This is a genomic window from Chryseobacterium sp. GQ58, assembly GCF_059758895.1.
This window is the reverse complement of sequence record NZ_JCAXEH010000004.1, coordinates 151,326-170,418: the sequence shown is the minus strand read 5'-3', so window position 1 is coordinate 170,418 and position 19,093 is coordinate 151,326. Positions and strand designations below refer to the sequence as shown.

The 19,093-nt window shown below is 33.4% G+C and carries 17 protein-coding genes; 8 read left to right on the top strand and 9 right to left on the bottom strand.

The window, feature by feature from the left end; genetic code table 11:
* Positions 1 to 115: 115 nt before the first annotated feature.
* Complete coding sequence (locus AC6CHK_RS12220) at positions 116 to 2,419, top strand: GAF domain-containing protein (protein WP_498096509.1); 2,304 nt, start codon at positions 116 to 118, stop codon at positions 2,417 to 2,419.
* Between the two features lie 16 nt (positions 2,420 to 2,435).
* Here the strand turns inward: AC6CHK_RS12220 and AC6CHK_RS12215 are convergent, their stop codons facing one another.
* Positions 2,436 to 3,608, bottom strand: a complete 1,173-nt coding sequence (locus AC6CHK_RS12215) for a Pycsar system effector family protein (RefSeq protein WP_498096507.1) — start codon at positions 3,606 to 3,608, stop codon at positions 2,436 to 2,438.
* A gap of 25 nt (positions 3,609 to 3,633) precedes the next feature.
* Between AC6CHK_RS12215 and AC6CHK_RS12210 the strand changes: the two genes are divergently transcribed.
* Positions 3,634 to 7,350, top strand: a complete 3,717-nt coding sequence (locus AC6CHK_RS12210) for a metallophosphoesterase (protein ID WP_498096505.1) — start codon at positions 3,634 to 3,636, stop codon at positions 7,348 to 7,350.
* A gap of 61 nt (positions 7,351 to 7,411) precedes the next feature.
* Here the strand turns inward: AC6CHK_RS12210 and AC6CHK_RS12205 are convergent, their stop codons facing one another.
* The 5 genes from AC6CHK_RS12205 to ruvX all read right to left on the bottom strand — a co-directional run bounded on the left by AC6CHK_RS12205 (position 7,412) and on the right by ruvX (position 10,936).
* A complete protein-coding gene (locus tag AC6CHK_RS12205) occupies positions 7,412 to 8,290 on the bottom strand; it encodes a hypothetical protein (RefSeq protein ID WP_498096503.1) in 879 nt (292 codons plus the stop codon).
* Entirely contained in the window at positions 8,290 to 9,063 is a 774-nt protein-coding gene (mazG, locus tag AC6CHK_RS12200) for a nucleoside triphosphate pyrophosphohydrolase (RefSeq protein ID WP_498096501.1), read from the bottom strand. Before mazG ends, AC6CHK_RS12205 begins: the two co-directional genes overlap by 1 nt.
* A gap of 252 nt (positions 9,064 to 9,315) precedes the next feature.
* Positions 9,316 to 9,879, bottom strand: a complete 564-nt coding sequence (locus tag AC6CHK_RS12195) for a DUF5606 family protein (RefSeq protein ID WP_498096499.1) — start codon at positions 9,877 to 9,879, stop codon at positions 9,316 to 9,318.
* Positions 9,880 to 9,950: 71 nt separating this feature from the next.
* Positions 9,951 to 10,523, bottom strand: a complete 573-nt coding sequence (def, locus tag AC6CHK_RS12190; protein ID WP_498096497.1) for a peptide deformylase — start codon at positions 10,521 to 10,523, stop codon at positions 9,951 to 9,953.
* Entirely contained in the window at positions 10,520 to 10,936 is a 417-nt protein-coding gene (gene ruvX / locus AC6CHK_RS12185; RefSeq protein ID WP_498096495.1) for a Holliday junction resolvase RuvX, read from the bottom strand. The genes def and ruvX overlap by 4 nt, the downstream gene beginning before the upstream one ends.
* A gap of 113 nt (positions 10,937 to 11,049) precedes the next feature.
* Here ruvX and AC6CHK_RS12180 point away from each other — a divergent pair, with 113 nt between their 5' ends.
* Together AC6CHK_RS12180 and AC6CHK_RS12175 are read left to right on the top strand one after the other, a co-directional pair.
* A complete protein-coding gene (locus AC6CHK_RS12180; protein WP_498096493.1) occupies positions 11,050 to 11,526 on the top strand; it encodes a SixA phosphatase family protein in 477 nt (158 codons plus the stop codon).
* Between the two features lie 170 nt (positions 11,527 to 11,696).
* The gene (locus AC6CHK_RS12175) at positions 11,697 to 12,752 is read left to right on the top strand and encodes a T9SS type A sorting domain-containing protein (protein ID WP_498096491.1); all 1,056 of its coding nucleotides are present in this window, start codon (positions 11,697 to 11,699) and stop codon (positions 12,750 to 12,752) included.
* A 71-nt stretch (positions 12,753 to 12,823) separates the two neighbouring features.
* On the opposite strand, the gene AC6CHK_RS12170 is transcribed toward AC6CHK_RS12175, so the two are convergent.
* The gene (locus AC6CHK_RS12170; RefSeq protein ID WP_498096489.1) at positions 12,824 to 14,365 is read right to left on the bottom strand and encodes a serine hydrolase; all 1,542 of its coding nucleotides are present in this window, start codon (positions 14,363 to 14,365) and stop codon (positions 12,824 to 12,826) included.
* Between the two features lie 76 nt (positions 14,366 to 14,441).
* On the opposite strand from AC6CHK_RS12170, the gene AC6CHK_RS12165 reads away from it, so the two are divergent.
* The 4 genes from AC6CHK_RS12165 to AC6CHK_RS12150 all read left to right on the top strand — a co-directional run bounded on the left by AC6CHK_RS12165 (position 14,442) and on the right by AC6CHK_RS12150 (position 16,944).
* A complete protein-coding gene (locus AC6CHK_RS12165) occupies positions 14,442 to 14,939 on the top strand; it encodes a metallophosphoesterase family protein (RefSeq protein ID WP_498096487.1) in 498 nt (165 codons plus the stop codon).
* Positions 14,940 to 15,073: 134 nt separating this feature from the next.
* Entirely contained in the window at positions 15,074 to 15,568 is a 495-nt protein-coding gene (locus AC6CHK_RS12160; protein ID WP_498096485.1) for a DUF8465 domain-containing protein, read from the top strand.
* Positions 15,569 to 15,586: 18 nt separating this feature from the next.
* Complete coding sequence (locus tag AC6CHK_RS12155) at positions 15,587 to 16,303, top strand: DUF3822 family protein (RefSeq protein ID WP_498096483.1); 717 nt, start codon at positions 15,587 to 15,589, stop codon at positions 16,301 to 16,303.
* Positions 16,304 to 16,374: 71 nt separating this feature from the next.
* The gene (locus AC6CHK_RS12150; RefSeq protein ID WP_498096481.1) at positions 16,375 to 16,944 is read left to right on the top strand and encodes an RsmD family RNA methyltransferase; all 570 of its coding nucleotides are present in this window, start codon (positions 16,375 to 16,377) and stop codon (positions 16,942 to 16,944) included.
* A 111-nt stretch (positions 16,945 to 17,055) separates the two neighbouring features.
* Here AC6CHK_RS12150 and murI read toward each other — a convergent pair whose 3' ends face one another.
* Together murI and hemW are read right to left on the bottom strand one after the other, a co-directional pair.
* On the bottom strand, positions 17,056 to 17,886 hold the full coding sequence (gene murI / locus AC6CHK_RS12145) for a glutamate racemase (protein WP_498096479.1): 831 nt from the start codon (positions 17,884 to 17,886) through the stop codon (positions 17,056 to 17,058).
* Between the two features lie 65 nt (positions 17,887 to 17,951).
* Positions 17,952 to 19,076, bottom strand: coding sequence for a radical SAM family heme chaperone HemW (gene hemW, locus AC6CHK_RS12140; protein WP_498096477.1), 1,125 nt, complete (start codon positions 19,074 to 19,076; stop codon positions 17,952 to 17,954).
* Positions 19,077 to 19,093 lie beyond the last annotated feature (17 nt).

Here is a 19,093-nt window from a genome sequence, read left to right as displayed (position 1 = left end):
CTGATTTTTGTGTAGCGAGGAAACAATTTGGTAATATTTCACTTTAATTCTCTTCTTACATTAACCTTTTAAAAAACCTTTTTTCATACCTTTATCCTCACAATTTTTTTACATTTTGTCAAATCTTTATAAAAAAGACAGTCCATTTCAGGTTTTTATATCATTCAAAAAATATTTGGATGTTTTAGAGCATATCCGTTACAACGACAGGCTGGAATATCGCGCCAGCTATGCTGAATCTTTGATTGAAAAAACCAAAAATTTTAAAGAATTAAGAGACGGTTTTCAGGATTTAACATTATTGGAAAAGCATAAAGATCTCATCAGGCCTTTACTTGCCGATCTTTTTCCAACGGGTCTTACCAAAAACGAGATCAAAGCAGCAAGCATTCCGCTTTCAAATATTACTTTTAATTATACCGAAAGATTTCAGGACATTCTTACCGATGCCGGAAAAGATTTTGAAATAGAATTCAGAGATATCAACGATGATGAATTTTATGTTTTCTGCTGCTGCCTTATTTTACAGACTTACTTAAAAAAAGATATAAAAACCACGCTCCCGTTGTATTATGATATTCCCAATAAACAGGGAATTATGAAGCATTACAAAATAACGGTAAACTCAGATTTCAGTGATGTTTATCCTACAAAAGAAGCAAAAATACCGTCTGATGAAGTAATTGAAATGCTTCTTGAAAATCTGGATGACGCACAACTGTGGAAAAAATATTTCCCTTCAAAATCTTGGATTCTTAGCGGATTTGCCATTATTTCTTTGATTGATTGTACTTCAGAAGTGGCTTTATCAGACCTAAAATCAAGTCTTATCAAAATTGACCCGCAAAATCTTGATCCTGATGAAAATTTGAAAGAAATATTTAAATCGTATTTTGATGTTGCCGATCTCAATTTTGGATTAATGCTTTTTAATAATAAAAATCAAAGGCTTGAAAAGCTTCCGATTTATGAAAACTTTTTCACCAATTATATTCTCGATTTCTGGATCAATACTTTTGATGAAGAAATAAGAAAAACGGCATTTGAAAACATCAATTACAATTCAAAACCGGTCGTGGTTTCGAATGTTGACAAGCTTGATGACGAAATAAAAAAACTTCCGTCCTTCAATATTCTGAAAGATAATAATATCAACAGCTTCATGGTGATTCCGATTATGAAAGACAATGAACTGCTTGCCATTATGGAATTTACTTCGCCTATTCCGAACAGCTTAAATGGTTTAAAACTTAAAAAATTGGAGTTCGTTGCGGATATGATTATTTTTTCTCTCAACCGTTTCACATACGAAAGAAACAATGAGATTGAGGCGATCATCCAGCGTGAATACACAACGATTCATGACAGCGTCATGTGGAAATTCAGGAATGAAGCAGAAAAATATTTTAATGCTTATTTGTCTAAAAAAGTATATTCTTTAAAGCAGATTTCGTTTAAAAACCTTACGCCATTGTTTGCATTTTCAGATATCCGTTCATCTTCTGAAAAGCGTTTTAAGTTTATGCTTGAAGATCTGAATCAACAAATTGATTGCCTTTACGACCTGTTTTCGATCATAAATACTTCAGAATCCGAAAAGTATGTTTTGGCTTTAGATATTTTTGAAAACGAGCTTAATAACGAAATAAAAGCCGATACCGAACAACGTTTTCAAAGATTATTGAGAGAAGAAATTCATCCTTTTATTCAGGGAAAACTTGAAATAAAAACCGATGAAAATACAAAGCTGAAAATTAAAAATTATTTCAGTCAGGTTTTTACGCAAAATGACCTTTTTTATGCCAACAGAAAAAGTTTGGATGATTCTATTACTTTGGTCAACAGAAAATTGGCTGATATTTTAGATGAAAATCAGGTGAAGGCTCAGGAAATATTTCCACATTATTTTGAAAGATTTAAATCTGACGGCGTTGAGCATAATTTATTTATCGGACAAAATATTGCTCCGGAATTATCTTTTTCTTCAAAAATCGTAAGTGAATTGAGATATTGGCAATTAAAAACCATTTGTAAAATGGAACGGGAATTTCAGAATTTCAAAGAAAATTTGCCAATTCCTTTAGATATTGCTTCATTGATTTTTGTTTATAATGAAAAAGTAGATATCCGTTTCCGAATGGATGAAAAACGTTTTGATATAGACGGCGCCTTTAATTCCAATTACGAAATCATCAAAAAAAGAGTGGAAAAAGCGCATATCAAAGATTCTTCAGAAAGAATTACTTGCCCCGGAAAAATCACCATCGTCTATTTTGGAATGGAAAACCAACGCGAATATCTACAATACATTTCTAAGCTTCAGAAAAAAGAAATTCTGAAAAATGATGTCGAATTTTTAAGAGTTGAAGATCTTCAGGGAATTTCCGGCTTGCTTGCTTTGAGGGTTTCTTTGGCTTAAAAATAAAAAGCTCAGCTTATAAACTTAAAAAAGCATACGCAAAAGACAACACAGAAATAATAATTCCCGCCATAAAAATTTTATATGTTACGGACAATAATTTATACTTTCTGTCAAGAACTTTCCCAAGGTAATACAAATCTTTAACCATAGAATCGTAAATATAATCCCGGTCTTTAATCAGATCTCGCATGGAATTCTGATAATCGTCAAACAACATCTGATTAAAATTCCCGAAGAATAAAAGGTTTACTTTTCGATCTGCAATATCCTGCTTTGAAAAATTGGTTTTCGTAACATTTGGTTTTGTAGAAAGAATGGCAAAAATAATCGTCAAAACACTCGAAATCAACAGAAAAAAAGTAGGAATGATAAGATGTGCATTCTTCGGAGTATCCAATTTCGGAACTAAAACCGAAAGACAAACCGAAATAATGATCGCATTGACAGACAATAAAATATTGGCTTTGCTGTCCGCAATATCGCTCAGTCTTGTATGATTATTTAAAGTAACCCTGAACAAAGTATCTACACTTCTGTCAGATTTCTGGTCTTTTTCTTTTTTAGGATCAGAAGATTCTTTTTTTAATTTTTCTTCCTTTTCAAGCTTTTTTTCGAGCTTTTTAATATTCTTTATTTTAAGCGGCTCCCAATTTTCTTTGGCATAATCCGTAAAATATCTGTGCTTGTTTTTCAGGAAATCGACATTCATCTCATTCCATTCATCATTAGAAAAACACATACCACCCGTAAGCTCCCATTCTTTGCGCAAAGCTTCCGCAGAATCATTATAAAACGGACTCGCAAAATGACTGAAATCTGCATCTTTCATGATTTCTTCCAAAAGATTTTGCGGCTGATGATATTTTTGGGTTGAAAGAATCAGCTTTGTAACTTCATCAATATATTCCCGTGAAGCATTCTCGTGAAGAAGAAATTCTGTAACGATTTCCACGCCTTTTTCCTCGTGGCCTTCGCCATTACAATTTGTAAAACCTACATCATGAAACCAAAGCGCCAACAAGACTTTTTCTTTATCTTTATCAGAAATCGGGGTGCTTTTAATTATCTCTTCAGCTTTATTTACAGTATAAGTAGTATGAATAAAATTATGATAAAAATATATAGAAGATAACTTATCTTTGAATAAATTTTCAACATAATCTTTAGCTTTGTCTAAAATGCTCATCCTGAATTTTTCTTAATGTAAATGTATGAATTTATCCTTAAAATCTTATTTAAAAATATTAGCTGTAAGTTCGAAAACGCTGCTGATTTCGGGATTTTTATTTTCGTGTGCAACCTATAACGTGCAAAAAGGAAAAAACGTGCATGAAATAAAAAATTCTGAGATTAAATCCGATAATGATTTTAAAATTTTTCTGGTTGGAGATGCCGGAAATGCCGAGGAACCGCAAGCGCAACAAACTTTAAATTTCGTGAAAAACAAACTTGATTCTGCCGATAAAAACTCGATGTTGATTTTTTTAGGAGATAATATTTACCCTTTAGGAATGCCTGCAGAAAGTGATGAAGATTATCCTTTAGCCAAACAAAAAATGGAAAATCAGTTGGCAATTACCAAAAATTTCAAAGGTAAAACATTGGTTATTCCAGGAAATCACGATTGGTATCACGGCTTGGAAGGTCTAAAAGCACAGGAAGAATTTGTAAAGACTTATCTTAATGACAAAAAATCCTTTCTTCCAAAAAATTCGTGTCCGATCGATGATATTAACCTTACCAAAGATATTAAACTGATCGTTGTGGATTCCGAATGGGCACTGATCGACTGGGACAAATATCCCGGAATCAACAAAGGCTGCGATATCAAAACCAGAGAAGATTTCTATACTGAGTTTAAAGATTTAATCATAAAAAATCAAGATAAAAGAATTATTGTTGCTTTGCATCATCCGGTAATAAGTTCTGGGGTACATGCAGGTTTCAATTCTGCGAAATCTCACCTTTCTGCGCTCAGAGGCAGAGTTCCGGTTCCGGGGCTTGCCACTTTGATCAATATATTGAGAAGTTCTTCGGGCGTGAGCATGGAAGATCTCAGCAATCAGCATTATACAGATTTTGCCAATAGGATAAAAAGTATTATCCAGGATAAAGAAAACGTGATTCTGGTTTCGGGTCACGATCACAATTTACAGTATCACGAAGAGCGGAATATCAAGCAGATCATCAGCGGTGCAGGTTCTAAAACCGATCCTTCAACGATTGCCGAGAAAACAGATTTTTCTTACGGCGGAAGTGGTTTTGCAATTTTAAATCTGAGAAAAGATCAAAGTTCGGATGTAGAATATTTTTCAACAAAAGATAATAAGCTTGAAAAGCTGACACATATTTCGGTATTAGCTAAACCTGAAGCATTTAATAATACATTTCCAGAAAATTTATCTCCGACGGGAAAAACAACCATTTATACAGAAAAACAAACCAAAGCAGGCAAATTTTATACATGGCTTTGGGGCGCCAATTACAGAAAATATTATGCAGTCCCGATTGAAGCTGAAACTGCCAATATTTCTGAACTCAACGGCGGTTATACACCATTTCGCGAAGGTGGCGGAAACCAGTCAAACAGCCTGCGTCTGAAAGCAAAAGACGGCCAGGAATTTGTAATGCGTGGCGTAAAGAAAAGTGCGGTGCGCTTTCTCAATAATATGGCTTTCAAAAAAAACACTTTCGGACACGAGCTGGAAAATACTTTCCCTGAAAGGTTCTTGCTTGATTTTTATACGACAAGCCATCCGTTTACAGCTTTTTCGGTGAATAATATGGCTGATAAAATCGGGCTTTATCACAGTAATCCTAAATTATATTATATTCCGAAACAAAAAGGTTTGGGCGAATACAATAAAAATTACGGCGATGAATTATACATGATTGAAGAACGTTTTTCGGCAGATCCTAAAACTTTAGCTTCTTTGGATGATGCAAAAGACATTATTTCGACCGATGATTTATTAAAAAATCTTAGAAAAGATCAAAAAAAATATTCTGTCAATCAGGATTTATATTTGCGGGCAAGAATTTTTGACATGCTGATCGGAGATTGGGACCGTCACGACGACCAATGGAGATGGGCCGAATATCAGGTCGGAAACAAGGTGATTTACAAACCTATTCCAAAAGACAGAGATCAGGCATTCAGTAAATATGACGGTGCTGCTTTTAAATTCATTATGAATATTCCGGCAATCCGACACATGAAATCTTTTAAAGATGAAATAAAAAATGTAAAATGGATGAATCGCGAGCCATATCCGCTTGATTTAATTTTACTGAAAAATACGAATAAGGAAAACTGGATCGCTCAGGCAAAATATATTCGCGAGAATTTGACGGATGCAGATATCGACAATGCTTTCGACAATTTACCGAAAGAAATAAAAGATGAAACCATTGCTGATATTCAAAAGAAATTGAAGCTGAGAAAAACTAAGCTTGAAGATTATGCCGTAAAATATTTTGATGTTTTACAAGAGAAAGTCCCTTTATCAGGAACCATTCATAAAGATAAATTTGTCATTATTAAAAGTGAAAATTCTGTAGAAATAAAGCAATATCAATTAAATAAAGATCAAAGCGAAGAATTGGTTTTTGAAAAGAAATACAACGATTCACAAACCAAAGAACTTTGGATCTACGGCTTGGAAGATGATGACATTTACGAAGTTTCTGGTGCAGGAAAATCAAAAATAAATATCCGTTTGATTGGCGGCTACAATCATGATTCGTATGATGTGCAAAACGGAAATAAGGTGAAAATTTACGATTTTAAATCTCAGAAAAATACTTATAAAGCCAAGACAGCATCAAAACATATCACGAAAGATTACGATACCAATACCTACAATTGGAAACATCCGAAATACAATTTTTTCGCAGGCTACCCGAATGCAAATTACAATCCTGATGATGGTGTAATTTTAGGTTTAGTGGCAAATTATACGGTAAACAATTTTATGCGAGATCCATTTACTCAAAAACACAGTCTGAGCGCCAATTTGTATACCGCAACCGGTGGCTTCAATTTGGGCTATAAAGGAGTTTTCAAAAAAGCAATTGCCGGTTGGGACGCCGGAATTGACGCTTCCTACACGACTCCGTTTTTTGCGAGAACTTTTTTTGGATTAGGAAATGAAACTCAATATGATAAAGATGAAGTTGAAAAAGATTATAACAGGGTGAGAATTTCTCAGTTTAAGTTTTCACCTTCTGTTTCAAAAACAAGCTGGCTGAATTTTAAACATCAGTTTCAATTGAATTTTGAGCATTCTAAAGTACAGCAGAACGAAGACCGTTTTGTTGCCGTTTCTCCGGATGTGAATCCTGAAGTTTTCAATGGGCAACAGTTTGGAGGCGCCAATTATACTTTCAGCTTTAAAAATCTTGATAATAAAGCATTCCCGACTTTAGGGTTGGAATTGGTTTTAAATGCCGGATGGAAAGCCAATCTTTCAGAGTTTAATCAAAATTTTGCAAGTTATAATGGAACTTTAAATATATTTCACCGAATCGATAAAAAAGGAAAATTTGTATTTGCGAATTCAAGCAACGCAATGATTATCAACAATAATAATTTTGAATTTTATCAGGCAGCAGCAATCGGTGGAAACAACGGAATGCGCGCTTACAGAAATGAAAGATTCGCAGGAAAATCTTATTTCGTAAACAATGCTGAAATCCGTTGGGATTTTGGAAGGGTAAAAAATAACATTGTTCCTACAAACATGGGCATATTAGTCGGCTATGATTTGGGAAGAGTTTGGATGGACAACGAGGCATCGGATAAATGGCATCAAGGTGTAGGAGCCGGATTTTGGATGAATGTACTTGAAATGTTTTCTGCAAGATTAGATTATTTTGTCGGCGAAGATGGCGGAAGGATTTCCGGAGGTGTCGGAATGAGTTTTTAAAGTCTTTAAACTTTACAAATAATTGAATATAAAAATCCGCAGAAAGTTTCTGCGGATTTCATTATTTTAAAGAAAATTTATAAATATTTCCGCCAGTTTTTTTATCTTTTTCGTCGGCGATCAACAATGTTTTATCATCAACAAAAACAACTGCTTCTTTTTGAGAATTGTGATTTAAAGATATTTTTTCAATTTTGGCAGAATTGAAATCATTCGCTGAAAAACCTGAAAGCAAATGAATATTCTTATGCGTTAATAAAACAATTTGCTTTTTAGAATTAATGGAAGCTGAAGTAATTGCAGCATCATTATAACCGCCTTCTAGTTTTAATTTACCTATCAATTTTGCTTCAAAATCACCTGCTTTATTCGGAATCTGGAAAACCAGAAAAGTTCCGTCAAAGCCTTTACTTCTGTTTTTTGTGAAAAGATAAAAATATCCGTCTTTTTCTACAAAAGCTTCACAATCGTACAATAAATTTGATTTTTTGGGAGGAAATTCTGTTTGTCCTTCGTAATGAAATTTTGTGGTCTGAATTACCTTTGTTGTTGCCTGAGAAGAATCCTTTAAATCAACTTTTAAAATAGCAAGATCTTGTCTGTCGTTTTCATTATTTCCAAAATCTCCGATATAAATTTTCCCTTGAAGATCGCTTGTAATATCTTCCCAGTCTGTATTTTCAGCATTTTCTATTACAGTTTCTGAAACCAGATCTCCGTTTCTGTTTAATCCGTAAACAACATTTTCATTTCCCTGATCTTCAATTGCCCAAATTGTTTTCTGGTCTTTCGATAAAGTAATTCCGGAAACTTCTTTGAGTTTTTTTGGAAGAGAAAATTCTACTTTTAAAGTATCTTCTTTTGACTGTTCAGCCGGGCTTTTAGGATTGCAACCTACAAGAAAAAGTGAGGTCATTGCACAAAAAATATACATTTTCATTAGTTTTTATTTATTAGTTTAGCATTTTCCCAAAGAACATCCATTTCTTCTAAAGACATATCTTCAAGTTTCAAGTTTTTTTCTCTCGCCAAATCTTCCATTTTCTGGAATCTTGAAATAAATTTGAGATTGGTTCTTTCCAAAGCAGAATCCGGATTTAAGCCTGAAATTCTTGCATAATTGATTAATGAAAAAAATACGTCTCCCAATTCCTGTTCTTTTTTATCTAAGTCGGTTTCCGCATGAAATTCTTCAATTTCTTCATCTACTTTTTTCCATGCATCTTCTGCATCGTGGAATTCAAATCCGATTCCTTTTACTTTATCTTGAATTCTGTATGCTTTTACCAAACTTGGCAATCCTTTCGGAACGCCACCCAAAATTGACTTGTTTCCCTCTTTCAGCTTCAGTTTTTCCCAGTTTTGCTTTACTTCTTCTTCATCTTTCACTTCTGTATCGCCATAAATATGAGGATGACGGAAAATCAGCTTTTCATTTAAAGAATTGATGACATCAGCAATATCAAAACTTCCTTTTTCTGAACCTATTTTAGCATAAAAAACTAAATGAAGAAGCACATCGCCGAGTTCTTTTTTTATTTCAATTAAATCTTCCTGCAAAAGTGCATCTGAAAGCTCGTAAGTTTCTTCAAGCGTCAAATGGCGAAGTGTCTGAAGCGTCTGTTTCTGATCCCACGGACATTTTTCACGAAGATCATCCATGATATCTAAAAGTCGCCCGAAAGCTTCGAGTTTTTCCTGTCTGGTGTTCATATTAAAATTTCAAAAGTCTGACAAATTTAATCATTAATGTTATTTAACTTAAATAAAAAGGTTGGTTATTCGCAAAGACGCAAAGTTTTTGAAATTACGCTGCTTTAAGGCGCAAGAAATCAAAGTTTTTCGACAAGTTTTCTATATTAAATAATTATTTGAAATTTGGTCTCGTTACGTAATCTAACTTAGAAAAAAACAAAAAACCTCATCATTGCTGACAAGGTTTTGTATTAGATTTAGATAAATAAATTATCCCATTTTTCTGTGTGTACTTTTTGTAGCAGCTTTTGCTCCTGAACTTGCTTTCACTTTCGGAGTTGCAGGTTTGTCAGCTTTTGGAGCCGCCTTTTTCGGAGCTGCTTTTTCAGCAGTTATATCATCTTCTGCTTTTTCTCCTTCTACAGTTTCAGGTTCAGCTTTTACAAAGCTATCCGGAGTAATATATCCTGCTTTATGCAAAATATTGTACCATTGAGCCAATTTTTTGATATCTGAATTGTAAACTCTTTCAGTATCATAATTTGGAAGAGAAACTGCCATAAAATCTCTCAATTCTTCTTCAGAAGATTTGTGAGAAATGGTTTCTTTGTATTCATAATTTTTAGCAATATTCTCAAAAACTTCAAATAAAGGCACTTCTTTATCGAATGTGAACATTGCAATGTTATCCAACAAACTTACCTGGCTCGAATTTCCGATGCTTACTTTCTTTTTTGTCGTCACATCTTCAATGATAAATCCGTTTCTAAGTTGAGAAACTAATTTGTAAAGTCCTGGTTTTCCGGAGATTGAAATTATTTTTTCTAACAGCATAATTTTATTTTTTTTTACTTCATCAGTGAGTTAAACTCACTTTTTATAATATTTATTTTCTTTATTTAAAATTATTTTGGAAACCTCATTTTATAGCTGATTGATACATCGCCTTGAGAGATTTTCGCCAATTTACCTTTTACCATTTTCTTTTTCAAAGAACTTAAATGATCCGTAAACAATGTGCCTTCAATATGATCATATTCATGCTGAATTACGCGGGCTCTAATATCGGAAAAAGTTTCTGTATGCTTCACAAAATTTTCATCATAATATTCGATCAAAATTGTGCTTTTTCTTTTCACGTCTTCTCTCACATCAGGAATCGAAAGACAGCCTTCGTTGAACTTCCATTCTTCACCCGTCTCTTCAAGAATCTGAGCATTGACAAAAACTTTTTTAAAGTCTTTCAGCTCATCGGCAATATCTTCGTAATCTTCGTCTTCTGCCAAAGGGCTCACATCTACAATAAACAGACGGATATCCAAACCAATCTGTGGCGCAGCCAGTCCAATTCCGTTGGCGCTGTACATGGTTTCAAACATATTGTCGATCAGTTCCTGCAAATTCGGATAATCTGTTTCAATATCTTTTCCTACTTTTCTCAAAACAGGATCTCCAAAAGCTCTTATCGGTAAAATCATCTTGTTCTTTGTTCTAAAAAATTCTGCAATATGATGGTTGCGCTTACTTTATCAATTAATCCTTTTTCCTGTCTTTGTTTTTTACTTTTCCCGCTTTGCGAGATAAAAAACGAAGCCATTTTTGATGTAAATCTTTCATCAAAACGATGAACCTGAATATTTGGAAACTCTTTTTTGAAAATTTCTAAAAATTTTAAAATTTCAGTTTCCACTTCAGAAAGATTTCCTTTCAAATCAACCGGAAGCCCCACAACGATGTCTTCCACTTTGTTTTCACTAAAATATTTTTTTAAAAACTCAAGTAAAAACTTTGTTTCTACGGTTTTCAGTCCGCTTGCAATAATCTGCATATCATCGGTAGCTGCAAGGCCACATCGAGCTTTTCCGTAATCTATTGCAAGGATTTGTCCCATAGGTTTGCAAATTTAATAAATTTTAATGATTTTATTCGTAACGTAGTTTTTTTTATAAATCTTGTTTTACTCCACGATTTTTTTTATAATTTTATTTCCCCAAATCCAAAACTATGAAAAAACTAATCTTGGTAAGACATGCAAAAAGCGACTGGCCGGAAGAAACCGAAGATTTTGACAGACCATTGGCAGACAAAGGGTTGCAGGATGCTTTGAAGATGTCTAAATTTTTAAAAAATAGCAATATCCATATTGATCATTTAGTTTCCAGCCCTGCTGTGAGAGCTTTAAATACTTGTAAAATATTTAATCAAACATACAGGATCAATTATATTACAAACGAAAAATTGTATAATCCTTCGGAAAATAACTTTCAGTCTGTTATTTATGATTTGGATGATGGCGTGAATTCTGTCGCTTTTTTTTCACATAATAATGGTATTTCAAATTTTGCCAATTCTTTATCGGATAATATTTTCCATTTTCCGACTTGCGGTGTAGCGGGTTTTGAAATCGATTGCGAATCCTGGTCACAATTTGACGGAGCCAATAAAAAACTACTTTTTTTTCATGAGCCAGGGAAAATATAGATTCATTTAAAAAATACTTTAGCAATTTTCAATCTTAACACCAAATTTTGGTGTTATTTTTATTAATTATCTTTAATTTTTACTTCATGTTTTGCAATTTTAAATAAAATAATTACATTTGTGTAAATTTTATTTATTCTAAATAAAAATAAATTTCAAAACATTTTATTATGCGTAGTCAATTTTATTTATTTGTCGTCTTCTTTTTATTTTTAGGAAGCAAAACTTACTCACAATCTTCAGTTACCTTATTTCAGGGGAATTTAACAACACCAAACCCAATGATTATAGATGGTGATAATATGTATGTCGGTTATTATTATGCTGATAAAGTTGTAAAATTCGATCTTACCAATTCCAGCATTCCGCCTGTTGATGTCGTAACTGGCGTAAGCAGACCCTACGGATTAGAAATAAAGGACAATAAATTATATATTTCAGAATTTGGAGCAAATAAAATTTCAAGGGTTGATCTTTCAAACTTATCTTTACCTCCTGTAACTGTCATATCATTATTAAATAGTCCGATCGGACTTGAGTTTATCGGAAACGATTTATATGTAGCCCGTGAAGTTGACCATAGAATTTCAAAAATAGATGTGACACAGCCTGTACCACAAGCAATTGATGTAGCGTTTGTTGATTCACCTTTTGAAATTGAAGCGGTAGGCGACGAACTTTATATCACAGAAAGATTTGCGGGCAGAATTTCAAAAGTTAGTATAAATAACCCTTCCACGCCCGTAACCGTTGTACAGGGATTGGATCGTCCATCCGGGCTTGCATCGAACGGCAAAGATCTTTACATTGCTGAAGCAGGAACTTCCAAAATCAAGAAAATCAGCACTGTAGAAACCAATCCGACCGCTGTTGACGCTGTCGTTTCAACACTTTTAAATTATCCTTCGGGATTATGTATGGATGGAAATATATTGTACATCACAGATTTCTTTGCAAGTGCATTATTTAAAGTAGATTTAAATACTTTGTCTGTTTCTGAACTAAATTCTATAGATAAAAGCAAAATAAAAATATATCCGAATCCTGTAAAAGATATTTTAAACGTTTATAATTCTCCATCAAAAGAATACAAAATATTTGATAAAACAGGAAGACTAATCAATTCAGGAACGCTTGAAAAAAACTCTGTAAACGTAAGCCAGCTTGCCGAAGGAAACTACATCATTAAAATAGGAGAAATCACGGAGAAATTTATAAAAAAATAGATCCTATTTTCTAACTTAAAATAAAAGAGGCTGCTTTTTGGCAACCTCTTTTATTTATATTTAATTGATAATTATTTTCTTTTTAAATCCAGATCTTCAAAATCAAAGCTGAAATCTGTGATATCGGAAATAGGTTTTAATCTTGCAGATTGTGCTTTTCCTGTTTCGTCATAACTAAAAATAATATACGAATCGGCATCATAACTTCTGTCGTCCCACTTAATAATGAAAGAATTATTTGAATAAGGAAACAATTCGCCCTTCAGCCTTGGAGAATTTTTGCATGAAATTCGGTATGTATTTCCTTGCTGTACAATTTCCACATCACCAAACCATTGATCGCTATATTTTCCTGTAAACTGTTCAGGTTTTGGGTGAAGATTTTTTTCTTTTTTAAAGGCTTCAGATTTTGCAAAAGCTTCTTTCTTCTGCTTTTCAAATTCGGTATTCATTTTCGCCATTCTTTCGCTGTATGTTTTCAGCCAGTTTCTGTCTGCAACTCCTAAATAAGAATCTTTTACAGTATTTGTAATAGTGTTGAAAGCCGCGCCGGACTGTTGATTGGTCAAAACTACAATTCCTAGTTTTAGATCCGGAATTAATGTAAACTGCGTTACTGTTCCGATCAAGCCTCCTGTATGCTGAATTTGTTTATGCCCCTTTACATCACTTAAAAACCAGCCCAAACCATAGCCATAAAAACCTGTATCATAAGGGTTTTTCATTGCAACCGGACTCGTGATCTGCAAATTCCAAAGCTGCATAATCTGTTTATCTGAAACCAGTTTTTTACCGTCATTTGTTGTAAAATTATTCAGCAAACATTCTGCCCAAGTCGTCATGTCTTTGATATTGCTCATAATTCCGCCGGCGGCATTGGCGGTTTCGTTCCAGTCGTGAGGAACAGCAATTACTTTTCCGTCTGCAGGTGCGTGCGCATCAATTTTATTGGAAACAGCTTTAGCACGGCTGTAGCTTCCGAAACTTGAAGTCATTCCTACAGGCTTCATGATTCTTTGTTCAATAAATTCAGCCCAAGTCAATCCCGAAACTCTGTGAATCACTTCACCGGCAACAATAAACATGATATTATTATAATCTAAAGTCGTTCTGAAAGGATTTTCAGGCTTTAAATATCTTACATTGTGAACAATATCATTTACTGTCAAATTTCCACCTTCGGGGAAAAACATCAAATCGCCTTGTCCCAAACCTAAACCGGCTCTGTGCGTCACCAAATCTTTAATCGTCACGTTTTGGGAAACATACGGATCATGCATTTGAAATTCAGGAATATATTTTGAAACTTTATCATCCCAATTCAGTTTTCCTTCGTCTGCTAAAATCGCCAAAGCAACACAAGTAAAAGCCTTAGAATTAGAAGCAATCCCAACTAAAGTTGTGTCATCCATCGGTTGTTTTGAGGTCAAAGAACGTACACCAAAACCTTTAGAATAAATAGTTTTACCGTCTTTTACAATTCCAACCGACATGCCCGGAACATCAAATGTTTTTAAAGTATTTTGAATTAATTGGTCGAGTTTTTTTTCTTCAACCTGCCCAAAAGCGATTAACGAGAAAAGAATAAAGAACAGAGAAAATTGATGCTTCATTATTTTTAAATTTTTTCAAAGTTAATCAATTCGGGATTATTGAGTAAATTTGCATTTCAAGAAACTTTCATTTTAGATGACCAAAATCCTCCTTCTTTCCGATTCTCATTCTTATATTGATGACAGAATTTTAGAATATGCAAATCAAGCTGATGAAATTTGGCATTGCGGAGACTTTGGAAGTTTTGAAATTATTGAAAAGCTTGAAAAAATAAAACCTTTAAAAGGCGTTTACGGAAATATTGATGGCGCAAAAATCCGGTCAGAATTCCCTGAAATAACACGATTTTTTTGTGAAAATGTAGAAGTTTTGATGATTCACATCGGTGGTTATCCCGGAAAATATACACCTTTGGCAAAAAAAGAAATTTCTGAAAAACCTCCGAAACTATTTATTTCAGGACATTCGCATATTTTGAAGGCAATGTATGATGATAAAAATAAATTACTGCATCTTAATCCCGGAGCTTGCGGAAAACAGGGCTGGCATAAAATGCGAACAATGATGCGATTTGTGATTGATAATGAAGAAATAAAAGATCTGGAAGTTGTTGAATTGGGAGGAAGGGTTTAAAAATTTCAGGTTTAAAGTTTTTTTAAATGTAAAGTTTTTTTGAACCATTAAGGAAAGTTTAGAAGTTAAGATTATTAAGAGATTGCTTCGCTTCGCTAGCAATGACGGTGAAAGATTACAAATAGAAAATAATTATGAAAATTGGTGATAAAGTTTCGGTAGTTGATGAAGATTTAAGTGGAGTTATCACTTCGGTGAACGGAAATATCGTGGTTTTCAAAGATGAGTATGGTTTTACTTATCAATATCCAAAAGAAAAACTGGTCCTGAAAAATGCCTCACTTTATGAAAACATACAAGTGGTGAAAAAACCGGAGCCGAGAAAAGTGACTTCCAAAAAGCATGATAAAAATCCCTTGGTTTTAGACTTACATTTTCATAATTTAGTTAAAAATCCGAATGATTATGATAGTTTCGAAAGATTGTTTTTACAAAAAGAAAAATTGATTCAAACCATTAATTTCTGTCGCAGAAATCATCTGAAAAGGCTTGAAATCGTACACGGAATCGGTGACGGCGTTCTTCAAAAAATAGTTTGGGACGTGCTTGAAAGCCAAACCGGGCTGGATTTTTATAACAAAGAAATACTTCATCATCAATCGGGTGCGGTAATGGTAGAATTTCACTAAATTTGCAGTAATTGTTATATGAACGTACTTACTTTACTTTTTACTAAAGACGGACTGGTTTATCAGATTTCCAAAAATAAAAATGTTTTGGAAGAAAAGTCTTATCTCGTGAATGAAGAATCTTCTGAAAATTTTATCGCTGAAAAGCTCGAAGAAGCATTACTCAAACAAAGATTTGACGAAGTTTCTGTGATTTCTGCTTTGAATCATTTTACTTTGATGCCTGAAGGTTTTTCCGAGCATGAAACCGGATATGATTTAATTGCATTCAATGCGCCTGTAGACAAGGAAAATGAAGAGCTTATGCTTTCCGTGAACAAGAAGTTTAAAATTCAGTTTTATTATACTTTTCCGAAAGGTTTTTACCGCAAAATAAAAGATCTTTCGATTCCGGTAAGATTTAATTTTTCGGGTGAAAAGTTTTTAAATTCGATCCAAAACAGAACAAATAAAGAAATTCACATTAACCTTTATCAAAATCAGTGCGAATTTTTTGCAATCGATCATAAAAAAGTGATTCTTTATAATAATCTGGATGTCAATTCGGAAGTGGATTTCCTGTATTTTGTAATGTTTACTTTAAGCAAAATAGGTTTCGGAATCAACGATACCAACTTTTTCGTGTATGGCGAAACTACAGAAAACGAAACTTTCATTTCAGAACTTCAGAAATTTGTAAAGAATTTAAAGATTGTTTTTGATAACGTTCCGAACAAAAATTTCATACTAAATTAGGTTTCAGGATGCAGATTATAGGATATAGTTTCCTTACTGCCACCTAAAACCTGTTACCTAAAACCTCAATTATGTACAGAATAATCGCCGGCAAGTGGAAAGCCAAAAAAATAGCAGCCCCGAAAAATTTTGATGTAAGACCTACAACCGATTTTGCAAAAGAAGCATTATTCAGTATTTTGGAGAATACTTACGATATGCAGTCGATTTCTGTGCTCGATCTTTTTGCGGGAATTGGTTCGATCACTTTTGAGTTTGCTTCGAGAGGCTGCCAAGATATAACTTCTGTAGAAATGAATCCGAAACATACTTCTTTCCTGAATTCTACCGCTTCTGAGCTTGGATTTAGTTTAAATGTAAGTGTGCAGCGTGGTGACGTTTTTGACTGGTTGAAAAAATTTAGAAATAAAAAATCTTACGAAATCGTTTTTTCCGATGCTCCATTTGAGATGGAAGAGAAAAAATATTATGAACTTCTTTCTTTAGTTTTAAACAATAAATACCTGAAACCAAACGGAATTCTTGTTGTAGAACATCAAAGCCGAATGAAGTTTGAGCATCCCAATTTATTAGACACCAGAAAGTATGGAAATGTAAGTTTCAGCTTTTTTGAGGCGAATAAAGAGGAAATTGAAGAGTAAACTAAAATAATAATTACATATTTTGTCATTCCGACAAAGGAGGAATCTCGTATTATTAATAGATTCTTCATTTCGTTTCGCTACATTCAGAATGACATCACAAATAATTTTTTACAATACTTTCAATTCTAAATCGATTGTTTTACCAAAGAATTTTTTAGAGATTTTTTCAAAATTTTTGGTAATATCCGAAAGGTAAAATTTGTAATTGGGTTTTGGATTATTATCATTTAAAAGATGGTATTTATCCAAAATAATCGTCAGATGATTGGCAACAATGTTTGGAGAATCTATCACACGCACGCGGTTTCCGTAATATTGCTTGATTTCATCAATTAAAAGCGGATAATGAGTACATCCTAAAATCAGAGTTTCGATATTCTTCAATTTTGAATTGCTCAGATAATTGTAAATAATAGCATGTGTAATCGGATGATTTTTAAAGCCTTCTTCAATAGCCGGAACCAATAATGGTGTCGCCAGCTCGTCAACCTTAATAAATTTATTGTGCTTTCGGATACTTTTCTTGTATAAACCTGAGTTTACCGTTGCTTTCGTAGCAATCACACCAACATTATTGTGTATTTCATAAGAAACTTTTTCAGCAACCGGATTGATAACGTCGATTACGGGAACTTTACCTGCAACAGATTCCATTACTTCATTTAAAGCATTTGCCGTCGCCGTATTACAGGCAATAACGATTGCTTTGCAATTTTGTTCCAACAGAAAATTGGTGATCTTTGTAGAATATCCGATAATCGCTTCTTTCGATTTTTCACCGTAAGGAAGATGCTTCGTGTCTCCAAAATAGATAAGATCTTCATTAGGCAAAAGCCTTTTTATTTCTTTAGCAACCGTCAAACCTCCGACTCCACTATCAAAAATACCGATTGGCTGCTTGGGCGAAAGATGCGAATAATCCTGTTTTTTAGTTTTCAAACGATGTGAAATTTAGTACAAAAATACTTAAAGATTTTAAATTGTAGATTCTTGATTTTATATTTTTAAACCTGAAACAAATCCGAAGCAATTCCGTCTGCCATAAACCAATGTTCTTCCGGAATTTTCAAATGATTTTTTTCGATAATCAAGATATTTTGATCTATTTTTTGATGAATATCTTTTTTAAATCTTTCCAAAATATTTTCAGGAAATTTATTTTCCAAACTTTCAAGATCAACACCCCAAATCGTTCTCAAACCAATCATAATCATTTCATTGAATTGTTCTTGCAGAGATAAGATTTCCGTTTGTTTAGCCAAACGGTTCGAGCTTAATTTTTTAATATATTGCTGATTGTTGGCAATATTCCAGCTTCTGACATCAAATCCGTTGTAAGAATGTGCTGAAGGGCCGATGCCCAAATATTCCTGATATTTCCAATAAGCAGAATTGTGTCTGGAATAAAAGCCGGGTTTTGCAAAATTGGAAACTTCATAATGATCAAAACCATGATCTTTCAGAAAATCTATCATATAATAAAATTCCCTGTTTTGCTCTTCTTCTTTCGGATTTGAGATTTTTCCTTTTAAAATCCAATCATTTAAAGCCGTTTTTGGTTCGACAGTTAACGCGTAAGAAGAAATATGCGGAACTTCAAGCGCAATAGTTTTGTTTAAATTTTCTTTCCAAATCTCTAAATTGGACGTGGGTGAACCGTAAATAAGATCAATACTTAAGTTTTCAAAGCCAAAATCCTGCGCCCTTTTGATAGAACCTTCGGCATCAGAAGCATTATGCGCACGATTCATCAGCCTTAAATCTTCATCAAAAAAACTTTGTGTACCTATTGAAAGACGATTAATCGGAGATTTTGACAATTCTTTTAAAAAATTTTTATCTAAATCATCCGGATTTGCTTCCAAAGTCACCTCAATATCCGAACTGAAACTGAAATATTTTAAAACCTCATCAATTAAAAACCTTATTTCATCAGCCGAAAGGATTGAAGGAGTGCCGCCTCCAAAATAAAGTGACTGCAGGTTTTTATTCTGCAATTCATCTTTTCTGAGAAAGATTTCTTTTTTCATTGCAGCGAGCATTTCGTCTTTAAAATTCAAAGAAGTCGAAAAATGAAAATTGCAATAGCTGCATTTTTGTTTGCAAAAAGGAATGTGAATGTAAATCATAAAAAAAGCCCTGAAAA